Origin of the sequence: Halomonas sp. PR-M31, assembly GCF_001039575.1 — a bacterium.
In the GTDB taxonomy this organism is placed as follows: Bacteria; Pseudomonadota; Gammaproteobacteria; order Pseudomonadales; family Halomonadaceae; genus Modicisalibacter.
On the sequence record NZ_JIBT01000035.1, the window covers coordinates 1 to 19,932 of the forward strand.

Sequence of the window (19,932 nt, forward strand, 5' to 3'; positions counted from 1 at the left end):
GCCTTTACGCTGGCTGCACGGCGAGAACACAGAGCGTCGTTGACACAGCCTGTCTCGTTACAGCAAACCGCTGACCGTCAGGACCATGAACTGGCTTGATAATTAACATTTGATAAACCACGCGGCCCGGGTAATTGCTCGGGCCGTTGACGTTTATAAAGAGAGCGATGAAGTGGCATTCCCTCCAAATCTTGATTCAAGCGTTTCAGATTGAGAGCCGATAGTACATTCAAGCGCCGCCTATTCAGAGGTGGCGTTTTCGACTTTCAACAACATAAACGATCGAGTGAACGCCATGCTGTCCTCCTTGAAACGCCGCATACAAGTCGCCTGTGTGACGATTATCGCTTTGGCCATGGTATTGGTGGCCGGCGTAAGTTATTTCACCGTCAAGACTCATTACGAAAACACCATTGAAAAAAATCTGCAAGCCGTCGCCGAGGGCAGTGCCTCGACCATCGAGGAGTGGGTTGCAGGACGCAGAAGTATCATTGAGGCAACGAGTGACTCTTTGGATGCAGACACTCCAGACAACGCACTGAAGCAGCTGGCGAATACGGGGGACTTTCTCACCTCGTTCCTAGGGCGGGCTGATGGCAGCTTCATTTCTTCCGACGGTTGGCAGGCCCCGGCCGATTATGATCCACGCAAGCGTGGCTGGTACCAAGAGGCGGTGCAACGCAATGAAACCATCGTATCGATGCCCTACGTGGAGGCCAATCAAGGTTTGACCGTAGTGACCTTTGCGACCCCTATCAAGCGTAATGGAAATCTGGTCGGTGTGATCGGCACTGATGTTGCCATTGATAATATCGTCGCTGACGTCGCTGCAATTCAGCCTACTCCGTCGAGTTTTGCCTTTTTGAGCACCGGAGGAAAAACATTGATCGCTCATCCCAACCCTGATCTAAGCTTAGAGCCGCTAACGCGCCTGGATGGCGGTTTGACCTCTGAGGTTGTGAATACGTTGATGAGCAATGGTGGCTGGCAGGCTTTCAATATTGACGGCGACAAATGGATCACTGTAGTCCCTATTGCCAGTAACGGTTGGGAACTAGGCGTAGCGCTCGACGAACAAGAAGCTACAGCTGGGTTAAATGCCATCATCAAGTCGTCGCTAATCACCATGCTTATGGTGGCAGTCGTAGCAGCTGCGTTGCTGGGATTGTGGCTCAAGCGCGCCTTGGGCGGATTGGTGCATGTGAGCGATGCGCTTGAGAACATTGCCAGTGGCGATGGCGATCTTTCCCGGCGCCTGCCGGTTGCGGGTCGTGACGAGGTAGCGAAGATCGCCGATGCTTTCAATCGCTTCGCCGATAAGATCAACGACGTATTGCTGGACGTGCGGGACAGTAGCGAATCCGTACGCACTGCCGCGTCTGAAATCGCCATGGGTGGGCAGGATCTGTCCAGCCGCACCGAGACCGCGGCCTCGAATATTCAGGAAACTTCCGCCTCCATGGAGCAGCTGACCAGCACCGTTGAGCACACCGCCCAGTCGTCCCGTCAGGCCAACAAGCTCTCCGAGTCCGCCTCGGAAGTGGCGACTCGCGGCGGCCAAGTGTTTCCGATGTCGTGAAGACCATGGACGACATTGACGCATCCTCAAAACAGATCGCGGAGATCGTCACGGTGATGGACGGTATTGCCTTCCAGACCAATCTGCTGGCGCTCAATGCCTCGGTGGAAGCCGCCCGGGCCGGTGAGCAGGGCCGAGGATTTGCGGTGGTGGCGTCTGAAGTACGCCAGCTGGCAGGACGCAGCGCCGATGCCGCCCAACAGATCAAGGAGCTGATCGACAACTCCTCGAACAAGACCCGAGTTGGCACGGAGCTGGTGCGTAACGCTGGCGCCACTATGGACGAGATCGTGGCAAGCGTTGCCCGAGTGACGGACGTGCTGGGCGAGATCAGTGCCGCCACCAACGAGCAGAGCCAGGGTATCGGCCAAGTCAACCAGGCGGTTGCTGAGCTTGATCGCATGACCCAGGAGAACGCCGCCATGGTGGAGGAATCCACCACCGCTGCGGGTCATCTGCAGGAACAGTCCCAGCGGCTGGCTCAGATCGTGGGGGCGTTTACGCTGGCTGCACGGCGAGAACACAGAGCGTCGTTGACACAGCCTGTCTCGTTACAGCAAACCGCTGACCGTCAGGACCATGAACTGGCTTGGTAATTAACATTTGATAAACCACGCGGCCCGGGTAATTGCTCGGGCCGTTGACGTTTAGAGAAGGGCACACGCTCAATATTGTTATTACTTTGCCGATAACTAATACAAGACCTTGCCACGGCTAATTACCTCGACTAGTGCGTCCCGCTAAGATAACGCCGGTTTCACTACCCTCATCGCGGTAACTCCGTACCAGGTCATCTCTTTATTTAAATTTTCATTTCGAGGCATCACTCCATGCACTTCAAATCTCTACGCTCGTTCGTAGTTATGCTTGTCGGCGCTTGTATCCTGACCGCTGTTGCAGCACTGGTCATCTATTCGGTTGTCTCGACCTCTCGCTCCCAGGCAACGGTGGAATCTCAGACTCGGGAGTTGATCAAGGGCAATGTCAAGGAGCGCCTGATGGTGCTGGCATCGTCTCAGGCCGAGACCGTGCAGCGCCAACTGGAAAAAGCCATGACCTTGGGACGCAATCTAGCGGATACCAACGCCCTGATGGGCAAGCGCGATGTCAATGGCGAGCCCTTGCTGGAGCTCAGCCGCGAGGAGCTGTCGAATCTTGCTCGGAACACCGTCATTGAAAACCCCTTGTTACTGGATGCCTTCATCGGCTGGGAACCCAATGCGTTCGGCGATGATTCGAATTTCCTCGACAGAACCGCCGAAGGGTTCGACGAAACCGGGCGCTTCATGCCCTGGTGGTACCGGGACGGGGACGGCAATATGCAGGTCTTTGCATTGGGCAAGGATCTTGAAAACGAGGCGCTCGATTCTCTCGGTTTTCGCAAGGGCGAGTACTATCTTTGCGTGAAGGAAAACAAGCGCGCTTGCATTACCGACCCACATTTTTACGATTACAACGGCGAAACATTGATGATCATGTCATTCAATGCGCCGATTTTGGTGGATGGTCAATTCCGCGGAATCGGCGGTGTCGACCTGTCCGTCGATTTCACTCAAGAACTACTCGGCGAAGCGAATCAGTCGCTCTACGAAGGTGCTGGAGAAATGCGCCTGATATCATCCAATGGCGTTATCGGCGCTGATACTGCCAGTGTGAAAAACCTCAGCACATTAGCCAAGAAGTCGCTGTCCGAAAAAGCATTAGCGGGGTTTACCAAAGCTCAAAGCGGTAAGCCGATTTACGGCTTGAACGAGGCCGATGGCCAGTTCGAACTCTACTGGCCCTTCACCGTAGGTGAAAACCCCAAGCCCTGGGTACTGTCGATTCGCTTGCCTGAAAGCGCCGTTCTGGCGGATCTGCACGTTCTTCAAGCAGACATGAAAGCGCAGCGCAGTGCCGATATTATAGGCATGAGCTTGATGGGATTGCTGATTGCCGCCCTGGGTCTGGGAGCCAGCTGGTTCATGGGCTCCAGCATCGCCCGGCCACTGCGCCGATTGGCGGATCGCATGCGCGATATTGCCTCTGGAAACGGTGACCTGACCCAGCGTTTGCCGGTGAAAGGGCGCAACGAGACCGCGGAGCTTGCCACGCAGTTCAATGCCTTCGCCGACAAGATCAACAACGTATTGCTGGACGTGCGGGAAAGCAGCGAATCCGTGCGGGTCGCTGCCACGGAAATCGCCATGGGCGGACAAGATCTCTCGAGTCGCTCCGAGACAGCAGCGTCGAATATTCAGGAAACCTCCGCCTCCATGGAGCAGTTGACCAGCACCGTCGAGCACACCGCCCAGTCGTCCCGCCAGGCCAACAAGCTCTCCGAGTCCGCCTCGGAAGTGGCGACTCGCGGCGGCCAGGTAGTCTCCGACGTAGTACAGACCATGGACGAGATCGATGCTTCCTCGAAACAGATTGCAGAGATCGTCACGGTGATGGACGGTATTGCCTTCCAGACCAACCTGCTGGCGCTTAACGCTTCCGTAGAGGCTGCTCGAGCCGGTGAGCAGGGCCGAGGGTTTGCGGTGGTGGCGTCTGAAGTACGCCAGCTGGCAGGCCGCAGTGCCGACGCTGCCCAGCAGATCAAAGGGCTGATCGACAATTCCTCGAACAAGACCCGGGCCGGTGCGGAACAAGTGCGTCTTGCAGGCGCCACCATGGACGAGATCGTGGCAAGCGTTGCCCGAGTGACAGACGTGCTGGGCGAGATCAGCGCCGCCACCAACGAGCAGAGCCAGGGTATCGGCCAGGTCAACCAGGCGGTTGCTGAGCTTGATCGCATGACCCAGGAGAACGCCGCCATGGTGGAAGAATCCACCACTGCTGCGGGTCATTTGCAGGAGCAGTCCCAGCGGCTGGCTCAGATCGTTGGGGCCTTTACCCTGGCATCAAGAAACGGTGACAAGGCGCTATTGACGCCGCCCCCGGCAGTACGGAAAACGACTGAACATCCGGAGAGCGAACTGGCCTGACATTGCATGTAGAAACTAAACCGGCCCGAGCTACTGCTCGGGCCGGTTTTTTATAGGACGCGAGGCAGCTCGATCTCATCGATACGCTGGATATCCTCGGTCATCTGCTGGCAAAGACGTAGAAATTCACGAATGCCGGTGGTGAGGTATTTATGACGATGCCAGATAAAGGTGAACTGGCGACGTAGGTCGAGCTCCGGCGTTGCTATGGGCACCAGGCTGCCTCGGCGAAAGGCGTCGCGCAGGGCCAGGCGCGAGACGCAGCCGATACCAAGCCCGGATTCCACCGCACGTTTGATGCCCTCGGTGTGCTCGAGCTCCAGCAGGATATCGAAGCGCCCGCGCCGATGGCGTGCGGCCTGCTCCAGCGTCAGGCGCGTGCCCGAGCCCTGTTCTCGCATGATCCAGGTCTCTCGCAGCAGTCTGTCCAGGCTTGCCTTTTTCACCTTGGCCAGCGGATGGCTGGGGGCGCAGAAAACCGTCAGGGCATCTTCCACCCAGGGCTGCATGACGACGTCCTGATGCTGACAATCCCCTTCGATCAGGCCCAGATCCAGCTCATGATGCGCGATCTGCTCGATGATCGTCGTGGTATTGCGTACCTGCAGGCGTACCCGGCTGCCCGGGTGGCGCTTCAAGAAGTCACTGATGAGCAGGGTTGCGAGGTAGTTGCCGATGGTCAGGGTGGCACCGATATCCAGCAGGCCAATGCCGCGCTGACCACTGAGCAATTCTTCGATCTCCTCGGCTCGATCGAGCAGTGCCACCGCCTTGGGCAATACTTGGAAGCCTAGTGCGTTGAGCTTCAAGCGCTTGCCGATACGGTCAAGCAACTGGCAGTCGAACTGCCGCTCGAATTCCGCCAAGGCCGTGCTGGCGGCGGATTGGGAAAGCGCCAGGGTTTGAGCCGCTTGGGAAACGCTTTCATGCTGGGCGATAGCAACGAAGACTTCGAGTTGGCGCAAGGTATAGCGCATAGGAGGCGTCCTGGGTGCGGCGTTATCTACATTGTAGATAATCGTTATTCAAATAAACCATTTAACAGATATTCTATCGCAGCATATAATTGCAAAATAACATCGAGGCCCTTTATAGAATTAAAGGTTATATATACTGGAGATATTATGAGCAAGTTCGCTCTGGAAGACGTGCTTAGTGTTCATCACTGGAATGACTCATTGTTCAGCTTTCGCACCACTCGGGAACGCAGTCTGCGTTTCAAGAACGGCCAGTTCGTGATGATCGGTCTGGAAGTCCAGGGCAAGCCGCTGATGCGGGCCTATTCGATCGCTAGCCCCAACTATGAGGATCACCTCGAATTCTTCAGTATCAAGGTGCAGGATGGCCCGCTGACCTCGCGGCTGCAGCACTTGAAGGTCGGCGATCAGATCATGGTTAGCCGCAAGCCTACCGGCACCCTGGTGACCGATGATCTACTGCCCGGGCGCAATCTTTATATGCTCTCCACCGGTACCGGCCTGGCCCCGTTCCTGAGCCTGATTCAGGACCCGGAAGTGTATGAGCGATTCGAGAAGGTCGTGCTGGTGCACGGCGTGCGCCATGTCAATGAGCTGGCCTATGCGGACTTCATCAGCAAGACCCTGCCGGCCCATGAGTATCTGGGCGACGAGATTCGCGACAAGCTGATCTATTACCCCACCGTGACCCGGGAAGCGTTTCATACCACGGGGCGCCTTACCCACCATATCGAAAGCGGCAAGCTGTTCGAGGACACGGGTATCCCCGCCCTCGATCCGCGTCAGGATCGCGCCATGATCTGCGGCAGCCCGGCCATGCTGGTGGATACCAGTGCGCTGCTTGACAGCTTGGGCTTCAAGATTTCGCCCCGCATGGGCGAACCCGGTGATTATGTCATCGAACGTGCGTTCGTGGAGAAGTAAAGCAGCACGGTAAGAATACCTATTGAACAAACCACAAAGGGCCAAACCGCTATCGGATCGGCCCTTTCTTCATGCGAATATGGCAAGACGCCAATTACTGCTCGTGACGTACCCGAGCAACATCGTCCGGGGTGGTATCCGCTTCCAGCTGATTGCCAAAACTGGTACGTAAATAGCCCACCACATCGGCGATCTGCTCGTTGGAAAGCATATCGCCGAAGCCCGGCATGCCACGCAGGCCGTTGACGATCACGTCAATGGGGTAGTAAGGCGAGCGCAGGCGCTCGTTGCCGACAAAGGAGGGATAGATGCCGGCACCCTCAGCACCCTGCCCGTTTGGCATGTGACAGGCCTGACAAAGAGAATGGTAAAGCTCTTTGCCGCTAGTGGTAGAAAAACTATTTGAGTCTTGGAAATACTTTTTCCACTCGTCTTTTATTATGAAGTCTTTTTGACTGTAGGGCTTGGCTTGGTCCTTGTTTGGCGACGTACGCGGCTGCTTCAAGTTGACGTTGGCGCTATCATTAGTCCAGGGCGGTGTGCCGCGCTCACCGGCGTCTCTAGCACGATTGGAGTTGGCCTGTTCATCGCTCTTGCCTGCCTCGTTATCTTTGACAGATGGCGCCGTTTTGGCCGAGCCGTTGCTCTGCGCCGATTCATCCGTCATCGACTTGAGTTCTTCTGGAGTCACGCGATGCTGCGTTGCAGTCTGATCATCCTGGGCGCCGGCCATGGTGCTAAGACCCGCAACGCCCAGCAGCAAAAGCGTAAATAGTGTGTTTTTCATGATGACCTCAAGCGCTAGCCATGGTGGTGGCTTTCTCGTGCAGGCGTTTGCTGGCATCCATGCCAGAGAGAATCGCCCCTTCTTGCCAACCAGGAATATAGGAGCAATGTTCGCCGGCTAATACCAAACGGTTGTCGATCTCGCATAAGGTGTCATAGTAGGCGGCACGCAGTTCTTCCGTCCAAGCGCCGTAGCAGCCCAAGGTCCAAGGACACTGATGCCAAGACCAAGACACGCCGGAAAGAAATTCCTCTTCATACTGCGGATGAATTTTCTTGCCATAGGCCACGGCGGCGGCAACCCGTTCTCGGGCGCTCATCGCCGCCATAGTATAGGTCGTTGAATTCCTGACCGTATAATCAATGGTATAAGCTCCAAGTAACACCCCCGGTCTGTCGCTAAAATAGTCGTAGGCCGGGTAGGAAATAACGCTGTTAGGTAAATCCGTGTAGGTGACGCCGCCAAAGATATTCTCATCCTGTTCCCAGAAGCGGCGCTTGAACTCAAGCCCGGTCTTGACGGAATTGGCATAGGGCACTGCGGCAATCGCCTGATGCAAGGCAGGGGAGACGTCCATCGGAATTTGGCTGAGGATGGACAGCGGGATGTTGCACACACACCAGTCCGCAGTGCGGGTCATGACATTATCCGGGTGATCCGGATCAATGTAGTGCACCTTGACCCCTTGATCGGACTGCTCGATGCGAGTCACCTTGCGACGATACTCGATCATGTCGCCGACTTCCTTGGCAAAGCCTCGGGCGATTTCTTCCATGCCGCCCACGGGCTCGAAGATGGTGTGCTGGAACTCACTGTTGAAATTAGTAAGTAACTGTCCCCAGATCCCGGAGTGCAGCAGTTCCTTAAAATCCATAGGCATGCTGGGAGCGGGCTTAGGCATCAGGCCGCCGGCGGGCCAGTCATCATAACCCCGAAAGCGGCTAGCCTTGAGGCTCCTCTGGTACTGATGGTTGCCGGTCAGGCGGCCCCAACTGTCGAGCTGATCTAGCAGCGCCTCCTTGTCTTCCTGGGTCAGCAGCTCATCAAGCGCCCCTTGATCCGTGACCTTGGCCAGCAGCTCAGAGGTGTAGCCGTGCACATCCGTAAGCGCTTCTCGCACCCGCTTGGGCTTGCCGTCGAAGGCGTTTTGAGCGTGCACGTAGGCGTTGAAGTTGAGCTGAATAAAGGGTTCGAGCTTGACACCGAACTTCTTGCAGTAGTGCAGCACCCCGTAATGATGATAGGGAATACGCCAAGGACCCGGGTTAATGTAGTTGCCTTCGGCAAAGGTGCAATGCTGAGTCTCGCCGGAAAGCTCCGTGACGGTATCGCCGCTGTGAATGGTGAAACAGCGCCCGCCGGGACGCTCGTTATACTCGAGGATGCTGACGTCGTAGCCGGCCTTGCGCAGCTCATAGGCGGCGGTCATACCGCCGAGACCTGCGCCCAGCACCAGTACGCTAGCGCCCTTGGGCGCATTGGACAGATCAAGTTCGCCGGTAAAGGTCGAAGGCTTGGCAAAGCCCAGGGACGTCATGGCGGAATACATGGCCCCGGCGCCTGCGGTCTTGCCGATCAGGGCCAGCAGATCGCGCCGGGTCAGAAAAGGACTTGCATTCATGAAACGGGCCTCATCCATTAGTGCGAGCTTCATTGCGGTTGGCATCATTACTGCGAGTGTCGTTGTCGTGATGCGCGTCGCGATCGTTTCGATTGCGTCGACGCCACCACCACCAGACACCGCCCGCGATCAGTAGCACCAGGACAGCGATCCCTAGCCAGGCCAGCAGCGGCGCGTAGCGAATCAGCGTCGGCACGGGCTGCTTGCCGGAAGCGATATGATCGACCTGGTCCGCATCGAGGGCGCTGTCCGCGTGTCCGCCGAACTCCGTACGCACGTAGTTGGCCACTGACGCAATCTGGCCGTTGTCGAGCTTGCCTTCAAAGCCAGGCATCAAGGCACCGGGCGTTGCCCCGTGATAGGCCACGCCGTTCAAAAGTACACCAACCAGATTGCGTGGATCGGCGCTGCGCAGGGTGGTGTTACCTACAAGACTGGCATAGTGAGATACCGGCTGGCCGTAGCCTTCCTGACCGTGGCAAGAGGCACAGTGCTGGACATAAAGCCCGGACGGAGAGTCCGGATCCTCGATGGCACTTGTCTTGAGCCCGCGCTCTTCGAGCTCATCTTGGGAGTAGTTCGTCGCCGGCGTGATGCGTGGTTCGAGGTTCAGAAGTCGCTGATTGATCTCGGGATCGAACACCGGCTGCTGCTGATCTTCATTGGCTAAGGCCGGCACGGTCTTGAGATAGGCCGCTATCGCCAGGCGATCGTCCTTGCTCATGTATTGCAGGCTGTCGTGCACCGCTTCGCCCATGGGACCGGCGGCCTGGGCGGCATAGCTCATTTGGCCGTTCTGAAAGTACTCGGCAAGTTGCTCATTGCTCCACAGGCCGATACCCGAGGTCTCGTTGCTGGTGATATTCGGGGCCTGCCAGGGCCCTAAAGGGCCGCCTCCCAGATACTGATCGTAATCGCTACCCATCAAGTCGTTGCGTGGGGTATGGCAGGTGCCGCAGTGACCCAGGTGATCGACGAAATACTGTCCCCGAGCCGCCTGGTCATCAAGACCCTTGGGAGGCTCATAGCGATCCAGGTTCTGAGCGTTCCAGAAGCTCATCAGCAGGCGGATATTGAAAGGAAAGTCGAGATCGGTCTCTGCCTTTGGTTTGCGATCCACCGCCGGCACCGTCTGCAAATAGGCATACAGCGCCTTGATGTCCTCGTCGGTCATGCCGCGATAAGACGGATAGGGCATGGCGGGATACAGATGGGTGCCGGAAGGCGTCTTGCCGTTGCGTAGCACGCCGGTAAGATCCTCGAGGGAATAATTACCGATGCCATACTCTCCCGAGGAAGAGATGTTTGGCGCGATGATATCTCCCATCGGCGTAGAGATCGGCTTGCCGCCAGCGAATTCGGTGCCATCCGGGCCGACGTGACAGGCCATGCAATCGGTGGCTCGAGCAATGTACTGGCCCTGCTCGATCAGCGACGAATCCTTGTCAGCGGCTGAGGCGGTGGCGACACTCGCAAGGCCGCCGGCGAGCAGTAGACCGCTCGCGAGCAACAGGTGATGCCTCATAATAACGTCCAGTTATGTAAGCGATTACGACCGTTATAATCTAAAATCTATGTGTGCTAATGGCAAGCCGTTTACTTATTTGCCAGAGAAGAATTCTCAATGACGCTATTAGCATCTAATAGATTAGTCGACCCTTGAAGAGTCGGGATGGAAAGAAAATAAAAATTACAAAATTCAATATTAATTTTCACTCAAACGACAGGGCCCTACCGGATGGCAGGGCCCTGTCGTTGACTCGACGCGATGCTGAAATGACTACACCGCATCCTTGCCGGTTTCGCCGGTGCGGATGCGAATGACCTGATCCAGGGTCGAGATGAAAATCTTGCCGTCGCCGATTTTGCCTGTGTTAGCTACATGAGTAATGGCATCGATAACCTGTTCCGCCATACTGTCATCCACGGCGACTTCCAGCTTGACCTTGGGCAGAAAGTCGACGACATATTCCGCCCCCCGATACAGCTCCGTGTGGCCCTTTTGTCGGCCAAACCCCTTGACTTCCGTCACGGTGATGCCTTGAACGCCGATCTCGGAAAGCGATTCGCGCACGTCGTCGAGTTTGAAGGGCTTGATGATAGCGGTCACCAGTTTCATGAAAGATAGTCCTTGCGGCCAGGGATCGAGTTTGCAGTCGTAATGGGCCTAAAGCATACACCGCCAACCCTGCGAATAAAAAAGACCCTCCGAAGAGGGCCAGTAGGAGCACGCCAGCTCACCGGTTGGGTCGGGGCTTACCGATTGCCGCCGACCATGAATTCGGGATAGGCCTCCAGGCCACATTCGACCAGATCGACCCCTTCGTACTCTTCCTCTTCGCTGACGCGAATGCCCATGACTACCTTGAGAATCAGCCACACCACCAGACTGGCGATGAACACCCAGGCAAAGATGGCAACGGTACCGATCAGCTGAGCGATAAAGCCTGCGCCATCGTTGGTCAAGGGCACCACCATCACGCCCCAGATTCCGGCGATGCCGTGGGCCGAGATGGCGCCCACCGGATCATCGATTCTGAGCTTGTCCAGTGCCACGATACCTGCCAGCACGATGGCACCGCCCGCCGCACCGATGAAGGTTGCCCCAAGCCCCGAAGGAGAAAGAGGGTCCGCGGTGATCGAGACCAGACCGCCGATGGCGCCATTGAGGATCATGGTCAGGTCCGCCTTGCGAAACCACAGCTTGGCCAGAATCAAGGCGCCGATCACGCCCCCGGCGGCAGCCGCGTTGGTATTGAGCAGTACCTGGGCAACGTTATTGGCAGAGCTGACATCGGACACCTTGAGCTCCGAGCCGCCGTTGAAGCCGAACCAGCCCATCCACAAGATGAAAGTGCCCAGGGTAGCCAAAGGCATGTTGGCGCCGGGGATGGCGTAGATGGCACCATTCTTGCCATATTTTCCTCGACGCGGACCCAGCACCAGCACCCCGGCAAGGGCGGCGGAGGCGCCGGCCAGATGCACGATGCCGGAGCCGGCATAATCCGAATAACCAAGCTCTGAAAGCCAGCCCCCGCCCCAGGTCCAAAAGCCGGACACCGGATAGATGAAGGCGGTCATGACCACGGCAAAGGCCAGAAACGCCCAGAGCTTCATGCGCTCCGCCACGGCACCTGACACGATGGACATGGCGGTGGCGACAAAGACCACCTGAAAGAAGAAATCCGCCCTGGCGGAGTAGTAGGGCGCATCGTCGCCGCCGGCGAGCACCGCATCGACGCTGTTTTCATCACCGATCAGAAAACCCAGGCTGGGGAGAATGCCACCAGCGCTACTGGCGTACATTAGGGTGTAGCCGATCAGCAGATACATGGTGCAGGCGATGGCGAACAAGACGATGTTCTTGGTCAGGATTTCTGCGGTGTTCTTCGAGCGCACCAGGCCCGCTTCCAGCATGGAGAAACCGGCGGCCATCCACATGACCAGCACGCCACACATGAGAAAGTAAAAGGTATCGAGCGCATAATTGAGTTCTGGCATTGTTGTTGTCTCCTAGACTGCGTCTGATCCGCGTTCGCCGGTGCGAATGCGGATGACATCTTCCAAGGGGGTGACGAAAAGCTTGCCGTCACCAATGCGTCCGCTGTTGGCGGATTGCACGATGGCGTCGAGTACGCTTTCGACCCGGTCATCATCCACGGCGATTTCGATCTTTACCTTGGGTAGAAAATCCACGACATATTCTGCCCCGCGGTAAAGCTCGGTATGACCCTTCTGACGACCGAACCCCTTGACCTCGGTGACGGTGATGCCTTGCACGCCGCTGCCGGCTAGCGCTTCGCGAACATCATCGAGCTTGAAGGGCTTGATGATGGCGGTGATGAGTTTCATTGTTGGTGACTCCTGGTGGCGTTCCAGGTGTTGTAGTGCGCGCGGCGTGCCGACTTTGAACCCTTTCTTTAAGATCAAGGACTAAAATGTATTTATGGAAGGGCTAAGATAGCCGAGCACCTGAATGGAAGGTGATTGATGCACTGCAAGGCGTCAGGTCTTTTGCAGGCTGCACCAATTTGGCGCATGCGCGTCAGATCATCCTTGCGTATGCTTTTAGATAGAGTGGGTATAGTTCATCGATCAAAGGAGCGTCACATGACAGGCAACGATCCGTTCAGCCGACTGGCACAGCAGTTTGGTGAGCGTTTACAAGATGCATCCCGTGCCCCGGAAGAACTTCAACGCACCGTGCAAGGCGCCATGCGCAGTGCCTTCGAGCGTATGGAGCTGGTGACCCGAGAGGATTTCGACATTCTCATGGACGTGCTTCAGCGTACCCGTAGCCGGGTCGAGGCCCTTGAAAAGCAGGTAGGTGCGCTTGAAGCTGCCTTGGACGACAAGAACGCCATGGCAGCATCGCCGGCGCTCGTAGCCGCCGATAGCGTTGCACCCCCGGCGCCGGACTCGGAAACGCATAGCAGCACATTCAAGAAAGAAGACCCTAGTGCTTCGATCACGAATACTTCCGACAAGGGGTCTTCAAACAAGAGCTCTTCAAACAAAGGTGCGTCAACAAAAGGCGCCACGAAAAAAGAGGGTGCGAGTACGACGACAACCCCAAAAGGTACTAGCGGTCCTGACGCTGATTCCAGCGGTTCTATTCCACCTAAAAAGTAACCACTCTTAGCGAGGCGATACCGATACTGTCACGACATTTGACATTCTTTCTTCTCTAGTTCCTTCGACGCTTTTCTAGCGTCGAAGGGCCATAACCTGAATTAATAATATTAAAGCTTCAGGCCCAGCCGCCGATTTATGTGACACTCGGACAAAAAGATTCTCTGCCAATTATCCTTAGTAGTCAGTGTTGTCCAGGGTGTTATTTAGCCTTTTATCGTCGAGTCGAATGCTTGCCGGTTTTCTTAGTGACTGCGACGTTGGCCGTAATCGATGGGTATCACCAATATGAATAAATTTAAAGTCGTATGGAAAGTACTCCTTTTGCTTATGGTTGTTCCTGCTTCTCAAGCAGCGGCAACAACCCAGCTAGTGTTCTTCACCTGGCCGGATTACATAGACCCAGAAATCCTAATGGAATTCGAACAGCGCACCGGCATCAAAGTGAAACAGAGCTATTTCGATTCCGATACGGCTCGGGATGAGTTGCTGCTCGAGACCGAGGGCAAGGGATTCGATGTGGCGCTCATCAATGGAGCCTCGATTCGAATTCTGGCCAAACGCGGCTGGCTCGAGCCTTTGGATGAAACGGCGATTCCCAACCTGAAGCATGTCGACCCGCGCTGGCGTACCGAGCATGAAAAAGCAGAAGACTTTGGCGTGCCTTATTTCTGGGGCACGGTGGGGATCATTTATCGCAAGGATCTCGTTCCTTTCACCGTTTCAAGCTGGATGGACCTGCTGCGACCCATTGAGGCGCTAAAGGGCAAGATCAGCATGATCGGCGACAGCGCAGACATGATCGGTGCAGCATTGAAGGCGCTGGGATACTCCCTGAACAGTACTGACCCAGAAGAGCTCGAGGAGGCGGAAGCCCTGCTTCATGCCCAGGCGCCTGCGGTCAAAACCTATCGCTATCTCTCCTTGAACGAAGATTCCGCCCTGGTAACCGGTGAGGTGGCCATGGGCATGATGTATAACGGCGATACCCTGATGCTGCAGGAGTACAACGACGATATTGCCTTCGTGCTTCCCGAGGAGGGCGGCAACATTTGGACCGATTATCTGAGCGTGCTCAGCGCCTCTACCAAAAAGGATGCCGCCAAGGCGTTCATCAATTTCCTCAACGAGCCTGAGATCGCTGCACGACTCGCGCAATACGTCTATTATGCAACGCCCAATTTGGCCGCAGAAAAACTCCTGCCTGAAGATTTCAAGCGCGATCCTGTCGTCTATCCAAGTAAAAAGGCATTGGATAGATCGGAAACCTATCGCCGCCTGCCGCCCCGAGCGCAAAAAAATCGCTCGGCGATCTTTTCCCGCATTGTTTACTAAGTACTGAAAATCGCCAGCCCATAACGCGAAAGGCAACCTTCGATCGCCGAAGGTTGCCGTTTTCCCTTATCGATGCCATTCAAGCTTTATTCTTGTTCGCCGATCTATTTGATATTCGCGCAAACAACTGCGTGCTTCATGACCATGCATAAGTACAAAACCGGTACGAACATGAATAAAGCTTCATGGGTGGCGCTTTCTCTGCTGATTGCTGGATCGCCTGTACAGGCGAATTCAACGGAGCTGTTGTTTTTCAACTGGCCGGATTACATGGACCCGGCAATCCTAACCGAATTCGAACAGCGCACCGGCATCAGGGTGAAACCAAGCTATTTCGATTCCGATAGCGCCCGCAATGAACTCCTGCTCGAGACCAAGGGCAAGGGCTTCGATGTGGTACTCATCAGCGGCGCCTCGATTCGTGTTATGGCCAAGCGCGGCTGGCTCGAGCCGCTGGATGCAACCGATGTTCCCAACCTGAAGCATATCGCTCCAAGCTGGCGCACGGCCTATGAAGAAGCCAATACCTATGGCGTGCCTTATTCCTGGGGCTCAGTGGGGATCATTTATCGTAAGGATCTCGTTCCCTTCACCGTCACCAGTTGGATGGACCTGATGCGACCCATTGAGGCGCTCAAAGGCAAGATAACCATGATTGGCGATAGCTCGGAGCTCATCGGCGCGGCGCTCAAGGCGCTTGGGTACTCGCTCAACAGTACCGACGTGCAAGAACTCAATGAAGCTGAGGCGCTGCTCCAGGCTCAGGCACCCGCAGTCAAGACCTACCGCTATCTATCCATAGGCGACGACTCCGCGCTAGTGTCCGGTGAAGTGGCCATGAGCATGATGTACAGCGGCGATACCCGGATGTTGCAACAGTACAACGACAATATTGTCTTCGCGCTTCCCAAGGAGGGGGGAAATGTCTGGGCTGACTATTTGGGCGTTCTCAATGCCTCGACGGAAAAAGCCGCCGCCAAACGGTTCATCAATTTTCTCAATGAGCCGGAAATTGCGGCACGAAACGCGCAATATATTTATTACGCGACGCCCAATCGAGCCGCGGAAGAACTCTTGTCGACAGAGTTCAAGCAGGATCCGATCATCTACCCAAGCGCTGAGGCATTGGAAAATTCAGAGACCTATCATCGCCTGCCCGCCAGAACACAGAAACGGCGCTCTGCGATCTTCTCCCGCATCGTCTACTAAGCTGGGAATCAAGCGTTCTAGTGTTCTTCGACTGAACGCCGGATCTGAAAAAACAGCGAACTTGCTCATCGGTGCCACTAAAGCTTTATCCCGATAGGCCGATTCATCTGATATTCCGACAAATAAACGAGTATTAGATCTCAGAGGCATTCGCTATCGTTTCAGGGCTTGTTCGACTCAACTGATCAGCACCGGTTTCTTGATGAGCTTCATGCTAAAAAGACTGAATAGATTCTAGCGCCGAGGGACGAGCTAGAGCATGCGACTTTCGCGGATGAGCGACAGGTGCTAACACGATGAACAAATACAACATCACATGGATGGCGCCTTCTCTGTTTGCGGTCGCGCTTTCCGCCCAGGCGTCGGAGCCAACGGAGCTGGTATTCCTCAACTGGGGGGATTACATGGATCCGGAGATTCTCGAGGAGTTCGAACGGCGTACCGGCATCAGGGTGAAGCAAACCCATTTTGTGTCCGATGCCGCTCGGGACGAGATTTTAATCGAGACCGAGGGTAGAGGCTTCGATATAACGACTGTCGACGGCACGTCAATTCAGATTCTGGCCAAACGCGGCTGGCTCGAGCCCATTGATGAAACGACGATTCCCAACCTGAAGCATATCGCTCCACGCTGGCGTACAACCCATGAGGAAGCCGAGACGTATAGCGTGCCTTATTTCTGGGGCACCCTCGGTATCGCCTACCGTCAGGATCTGGTTCCCTTCACCGTTTCGAGCTGGATGGATCTGTTACAACCCTCGGAGGCGCTGTACGGCAAGGTGAGCATGATCAATGATCCCAGAGATCTGATCGGGGCGGCACTCAAGGCGCTGGGGTACTCCCTCAACAGCACCGAGCCGAAAGAGCTTGCAGAGGCGGAGGCATTGCTGCAAGCCCAGACGCCCGCAGTCACCACTTACCAATACGTTTCCTTCAATGAAAACTCTGCCTTGGTGAACGGTCAGGTGGTCATGAGCATGATGTACAACGGTGATGCCATGGCGGTGCAGGAGTACAACGACAACATCGCCTTCGTGCTCCCCAAAGAGGGCAGCAACATCTGGGTCGACTATTTGAGTATTCTCAGTGCTTCCACGGAGAAGGCTGCCGCCAAGGAGTTCATCAATTTTCTCAACGAGCCTGAGATCGCCGCACGCCTTGCGCAGTATCTCTATTACGCCACGCCCAACCGGGCCGCTGAAGAACTGTTGCCGGCAGCGTTCAAAAATGATCCGGTCATCTATCCGAGCGAAAAGGCGTTGGAAAAGTCGGAAACCTATCGACATCTGCCTGCTCGAACGCAAAAAAACCGAGCAGCGATTTTTTCGCGGCTCGTTTACTGAGTCTGGACTCAATTCATGCGCTTACATGCCAAGGTCCTGATGGTCGTCGTCCCGCTAGCCGTCATCCCGCTGCTGGTGCTGGGATGGCTTGCCTATGATCAACTGCGCTCCTCGGGGATCGAGCGCAGTTCGAGCCAGATGACGACGGTGATGGATCAGCTGGCACGCAGCTTCCAGATGCATCAGGACGTTGCCGAGGCCAACATCCAGCTGTTTGCCGATGCTTCTCTGATGCGCTCCTATGCCCTGACGAAGGACGAGGAGGAGCGTTATGTATTGATGCTTCCCTCACTGTTGAAGCTTTTTACCAGCTATCTACGAGCGTACCCGGATTACACGGAAATTCGTTTTTTGCTGCCAGACGGGTACGAGGATGCCCGCGCCACCCTGAAGCCAATACCCAACGCCATGGAGGAGGAGGGTGAGACACCTTTCTTCAAGGCCCTTTCTCGATTTGAAGGCACGACGATGAGCCGCGTTTCCATTCGGCCTGATGTCGATGGGGCGTCAATGCAGGTTGCACGGCCGATCAGGCTGATCAACCTAGCGATGGAAGATCCTCTGAGTGCCAGACCTACGCTTCGTGGTTATCTAATCGTCACCATGACCCTGGACTTCATGACGGAACAGATGACGGCCAGTCGGATCGGTGAAAACGGTCATACGCTCATCGTCAACAAGCAAGGCGAGATCCTGTTCCATCAAGATCCTTCTCAGATAGGCAAGCAGCTTGCGGCGCAACTGTTGGAGAAAGCCTGGAGCGCGGATGGCAGTAAGCGGCTGTTGAATGCCGCCTATCAAGACGAGCCGGGTCTGGTGGCTACCCGTCGATTGCATGAGGATCTGCTGCTGATCGGTGTACTGCCGGAATCGGAACTGCTAGGGGAGAGCCAGCGTCTGGAGAAGGTCATCGTCTGGATCGTCTTTGGTACCGTCGTGCTAATGATTGTCGCCCTGCTGATCGCCATGAACCTGCTCATGGTGCGACCCTTGAAACAGCTGATGCGCGCGGTTCGCGAAATTGGTAGCGGCAACCTGACGCCGAGAATTGCCTTGTCTTCCAACGACGAGCTGGGCCAGCTGGCGTTGAGCTTTCAGGAAATGGGACGACATCTACAAACGTCACGGCACAAGATCGAGCGTCTGGCGTACCATGACAGCCTGACCGGCCTGCCCAATCGGCTCATGTTTCATGAGTATCTGCAGCACATGGTCGCCCTTGCCCGCCGCGAAGATACACAAATGGCGATCCTGTTTCTCGATCTGGACAACTTCAAGCGCATCAACGATACCTTGGGGCATCAGGTAGGCGATCAGCTGCTGAAGGAGATGGCGGCGCGGCTATCGATGGTGCTTCGCCTGGAAGACTTCATCTACCATGAGGCGTATCCGAATACCTCCGAGGTGATCGCTCGCCTAGGGGGCGATGAATTCATCATCCTGTTACCCAACATCAAGAGCCCGAAAGACGCAGCAAAGACCGCGACTCGTATACTCAAGGCGATAAAGGATCCGGTCTATCTGGATGGTCATGAGCTATGTATCGGTACCAGCATCGGTATTTCGCTATTCCCAAGCGACGGCGCAGAGGTGAATGACCTGGTCAAGTACGCGGACGCCGCCATGTACCATGCCAAGGAACAAGGGCGTCACAACTTCCAGTTCTATTCCGCTTCCCAGAACCTGGTGACCACAGAGCTCTTGTCCCTGGAGAGCCGCTTGCGACGAGCGCTTTCGAACAACGAATTCGAGCTCTATTACCAGCCCCAGATACAAACCGGAACCGGTGATATAACCGGGGTCGAAGCCCTGCTGCGCTGGAACGATCCCGATCACGGCATCATTGCACCGGATCAGTTCATTCCCGTGGCCGAAGATTGTGGTCTGATCCTGCCGATCGGGGAGTGGGTGCTGCACGAGGCCTGTCGCCAGATCAGCGCCTGGACGGCGGCAGGGCTTCCTCAAATAACCGTTTCGGTAAACGTTTCTGGTATTCAACTGCAGCGTCAGGAGCTTCCCTTTATCGTTGACCGGGTGCTGGCCAATACCCGGCTCAAGGCGGAATTCCTTGAATTGGAAATCACCGAAACCACCTTGATGAAGGTCAATGCTGATGTCATCGAGCACTTGAGTGCAATGCAGCGTAAAAGCATTACCATCTCTTTGGACGATTTCGGCACCGGCTACTCATCGCTGAGCCTTCTACGCGGGCTACCCATCGGTAAACTCAAGATCGACAAGAGTTTCGTGCAGGGCATGCTGACGGACCCGCAGGATGCGGCAATCGTATCGGCCATTTTGTTCATCGCCAGAAGTCTGGGGCTCAAGGCGACCGCAGAGGGCGTCGAAACTCGGGAGCAGGCAATACGGCTTACCCAGGAAGGGTGCGATCAGCTTCAAGGCTATCTATTGAGTCGACCCCTACCCGCATCCGAAATGGCCAGGCTGTTGAAAAATGGCATCGCCAATGAAACGTTTGCTGCATCGATGGGAATGTCATCGGACGTTCTATAACGTCACTCATCCAATAAAACAAGATTAGGGAATGCATATGGC

15 protein-coding genes and 1 pseudogene are annotated in these 19,932 nt (G+C 55.7%); 9 read left to right on the top strand and 7 right to left on the bottom strand.

What is annotated here, in order from left to right; genetic code table 11:
* Positions 1-295 precede the first annotated feature (295 nt).
* From CH74_RS10550 to CH74_RS10555, 3 genes are all read left to right on the top strand, one after another.
* Positions 296-1,579, top strand: a complete 1,284-nt coding sequence (locus CH74_RS10550; protein ID WP_367379110.1) for a methyl-accepting chemotaxis protein — start codon at positions 296-298, stop codon at positions 1,577-1,579.
* Positions 1,580-1,584: 5 nt separating this feature from the next.
* Positions 1,585-2,175 carry a methyl-accepting chemotaxis protein gene (locus tag CH74_RS20005; protein WP_367379111.1) on the top strand — a complete coding sequence of 197 codons (591 nt, stop codon included), beginning with the start codon at positions 1,585-1,587 and terminating at the stop codon, positions 2,173-2,175.
* 234 nt (positions 2,176-2,409) lie between these two features.
* On the top strand, positions 2,410-4,548 hold the full coding sequence (locus tag CH74_RS10555; protein WP_048307423.1) for a methyl-accepting chemotaxis protein: 2,139 nt from the start codon (positions 2,410-2,412) through the stop codon (positions 4,546-4,548).
* Positions 4,549-4,598: 50 nt separating this feature from the next.
* Here CH74_RS10555 and CH74_RS10560 read toward each other — a convergent pair whose 3' ends face one another.
* Positions 4,599-5,525: a LysR family transcriptional regulator gene (locus CH74_RS10560; protein ID WP_048307424.1), complete on the bottom strand. Its 927-nt coding sequence runs from the start codon at positions 5,523-5,525 to the stop codon at positions 4,599-4,601.
* 147 nt (positions 5,526-5,672) lie between these two features.
* On the opposite strand from CH74_RS10560, the gene CH74_RS10565 reads away from it, so the two are divergent.
* Positions 5,673-6,449: a ferredoxin--NADP reductase gene (locus tag CH74_RS10565; RefSeq protein ID WP_048307425.1), complete on the top strand. Its 777-nt coding sequence runs from the start codon at positions 5,673-5,675 to the stop codon at positions 6,447-6,449.
* A 94-nt stretch (positions 6,450-6,543) separates the two neighbouring features.
* Here the strand turns inward: CH74_RS10565 and CH74_RS17775 are convergent, their stop codons facing one another.
* The 6 genes from CH74_RS17775 to CH74_RS10595 all read right to left on the bottom strand — a co-directional run bounded on the left by CH74_RS17775 (position 6,544) and on the right by CH74_RS10595 (position 12,709).
* Complete coding sequence (locus tag CH74_RS17775) at positions 6,544-7,236, bottom strand: cytochrome c (RefSeq protein ID WP_053070718.1); 693 nt, start codon at positions 7,234-7,236, stop codon at positions 6,544-6,546.
* Positions 7,237-7,243: 7 nt separating this feature from the next.
* Positions 7,244-8,857 carry a flavin monoamine oxidase family protein gene (locus tag CH74_RS10575; RefSeq protein ID WP_048307497.1) on the bottom strand — a complete coding sequence of 538 codons (1,614 nt, stop codon included), beginning with the start codon at positions 8,855-8,857 and terminating at the stop codon, positions 7,244-7,246.
* Positions 8,858-8,867: 10 nt separating this feature from the next.
* Positions 8,868-10,382 (bottom strand): cytochrome c, encoded by a 1,515-nt coding sequence (locus CH74_RS10580; RefSeq protein WP_053070719.1) that lies wholly within the window; start codon positions 10,380-10,382, stop codon positions 8,868-8,870.
* A 255-nt stretch (positions 10,383-10,637) separates the two neighbouring features.
* Positions 10,638-10,976: a P-II family nitrogen regulator gene (gene glnK / locus CH74_RS10585; protein ID WP_048307426.1), complete on the bottom strand. Its 339-nt coding sequence runs from the start codon at positions 10,974-10,976 to the stop codon at positions 10,638-10,640.
* 137 nt (positions 10,977-11,113) lie between these two features.
* Positions 11,114-12,358 (bottom strand): ammonium transporter, encoded by a 1,245-nt coding sequence (locus tag CH74_RS10590; protein ID WP_048307427.1) that lies wholly within the window; start codon positions 12,356-12,358, stop codon positions 11,114-11,116.
* A gap of 12 nt (positions 12,359-12,370) precedes the next feature.
* Positions 12,371-12,709: a P-II family nitrogen regulator gene (locus tag CH74_RS10595; protein WP_048307428.1), complete on the bottom strand. Its 339-nt coding sequence runs from the start codon at positions 12,707-12,709 to the stop codon at positions 12,371-12,373.
* A gap of 258 nt (positions 12,710-12,967) precedes the next feature.
* Between CH74_RS10595 and CH74_RS19545 the strand changes: the two are divergent.
* The 5 genes and pseudogenes from CH74_RS19545 to CH74_RS17780 form a co-directional block, all read left to right on the top strand.
* A pseudogene (locus CH74_RS19545) lies at positions 12,968-13,207 on the top strand (accessory factor UbiK family protein); the annotation flags it as partial.
* Between the two features lie 696 nt (positions 13,208-13,903).
* Positions 13,904-14,824 (top strand): spermidine/putrescine ABC transporter substrate-binding protein, encoded by a 921-nt coding sequence (locus CH74_RS10605; RefSeq protein ID WP_216594750.1) that lies wholly within the window; start codon positions 13,904-13,906, stop codon positions 14,822-14,824.
* Positions 14,825-14,995: 171 nt separating this feature from the next.
* Positions 14,996-16,033 carry a spermidine/putrescine ABC transporter substrate-binding protein gene (locus CH74_RS10610; protein ID WP_216594751.1) on the top strand — a complete coding sequence of 346 codons (1,038 nt, stop codon included), beginning with the start codon at positions 14,996-14,998 and terminating at the stop codon, positions 16,031-16,033.
* 296 nt (positions 16,034-16,329) lie between these two features.
* Positions 16,330-17,376, top strand: a complete 1,047-nt coding sequence (locus CH74_RS10615; protein WP_048307429.1) for a spermidine/putrescine ABC transporter substrate-binding protein — start codon at positions 16,330-16,332, stop codon at positions 17,374-17,376.
* A 15-nt stretch (positions 17,377-17,391) separates the two neighbouring features.
* Positions 17,392-19,890, top strand: coding sequence for a bifunctional diguanylate cyclase/phosphodiesterase (locus CH74_RS17780; protein WP_053070720.1), 2,499 nt, complete (start codon positions 17,392-17,394; stop codon positions 19,888-19,890).
* Positions 19,891-19,932 lie beyond the last annotated feature (42 nt).

What these genes read in the sequence shown, in the direction of transcription:
- CH74_RS10550 (WP_367379110.1), top strand. Translation starts at nt 296, where the DNA reads ATGCTGTCCTCCTTGAAACGCCGCATACAAGTCGCCTGTGTGACGATT.
- CH74_RS20005 (WP_367379111.1), top strand. Translation starts at nt 1,585, where the DNA reads ATGGACGACATTGACGCATCCTCAAAACAGATCGCGGAGATCGTCACG.
- CH74_RS10555 (WP_048307423.1), top strand. Translation starts at nt 2,410, where the DNA reads ATGCACTTCAAATCTCTACGCTCGTTCGTAGTTATGCTTGTCGGCGCT.
- CH74_RS10560 (WP_048307424.1), bottom strand. Translation starts at nt 5,525, where the DNA reads ATGCGCTATACCTTGCGCCAACTCGAAGTCTTCGTTGCTATCGCCCAG.
- CH74_RS10565 (WP_048307425.1), top strand. Translation starts at nt 5,673, where the DNA reads ATGAGCAAGTTCGCTCTGGAAGACGTGCTTAGTGTTCATCACTGGAAT.
- CH74_RS17775 (WP_053070718.1), bottom strand. Translation starts at nt 7,236, where the DNA reads ATGAAAAACACACTATTTACGCTTTTGCTGCTGGGCGTTGCGGGTCTT.
- CH74_RS10575 (WP_048307497.1), bottom strand. Translation starts at nt 8,857, where the DNA reads ATGAATGCAAGTCCTTTTCTGACCCGGCGCGATCTGCTGGCCCTGATC.
- CH74_RS10580 (WP_053070719.1), bottom strand. Translation starts at nt 10,382, where the DNA reads ATGAGGCATCACCTGTTGCTCGCGAGCGGTCTACTGCTCGCCGGCGGC.
- glnK (WP_048307426.1), bottom strand. Translation starts at nt 10,976, where the DNA reads ATGAAACTGGTGACCGCTATCATCAAGCCCTTCAAACTCGACGACGTG.
- CH74_RS10590 (WP_048307427.1), bottom strand. Translation starts at nt 12,358, where the DNA reads ATGCCAGAACTCAATTATGCGCTCGATACCTTTTACTTTCTCATGTGT.
- CH74_RS10595 (WP_048307428.1), bottom strand. Translation starts at nt 12,709, where the DNA reads ATGAAACTCATCACCGCCATCATCAAGCCCTTCAAGCTCGATGATGTT.
- CH74_RS10605 (WP_216594750.1), top strand. Translation starts at nt 13,904, where the DNA reads ATGGAATTCGAACAGCGCACCGGCATCAAAGTGAAACAGAGCTATTTC.
- CH74_RS10610 (WP_216594751.1), top strand. Translation starts at nt 14,996, where the DNA reads ATGAATAAAGCTTCATGGGTGGCGCTTTCTCTGCTGATTGCTGGATCG.
- CH74_RS10615 (WP_048307429.1), top strand. Translation starts at nt 16,330, where the DNA reads ATGAACAAATACAACATCACATGGATGGCGCCTTCTCTGTTTGCGGTC.
- CH74_RS17780 (WP_053070720.1), top strand. Translation starts at nt 17,392, where the DNA reads ATGCGCTTACATGCCAAGGTCCTGATGGTCGTCGTCCCGCTAGCCGTC.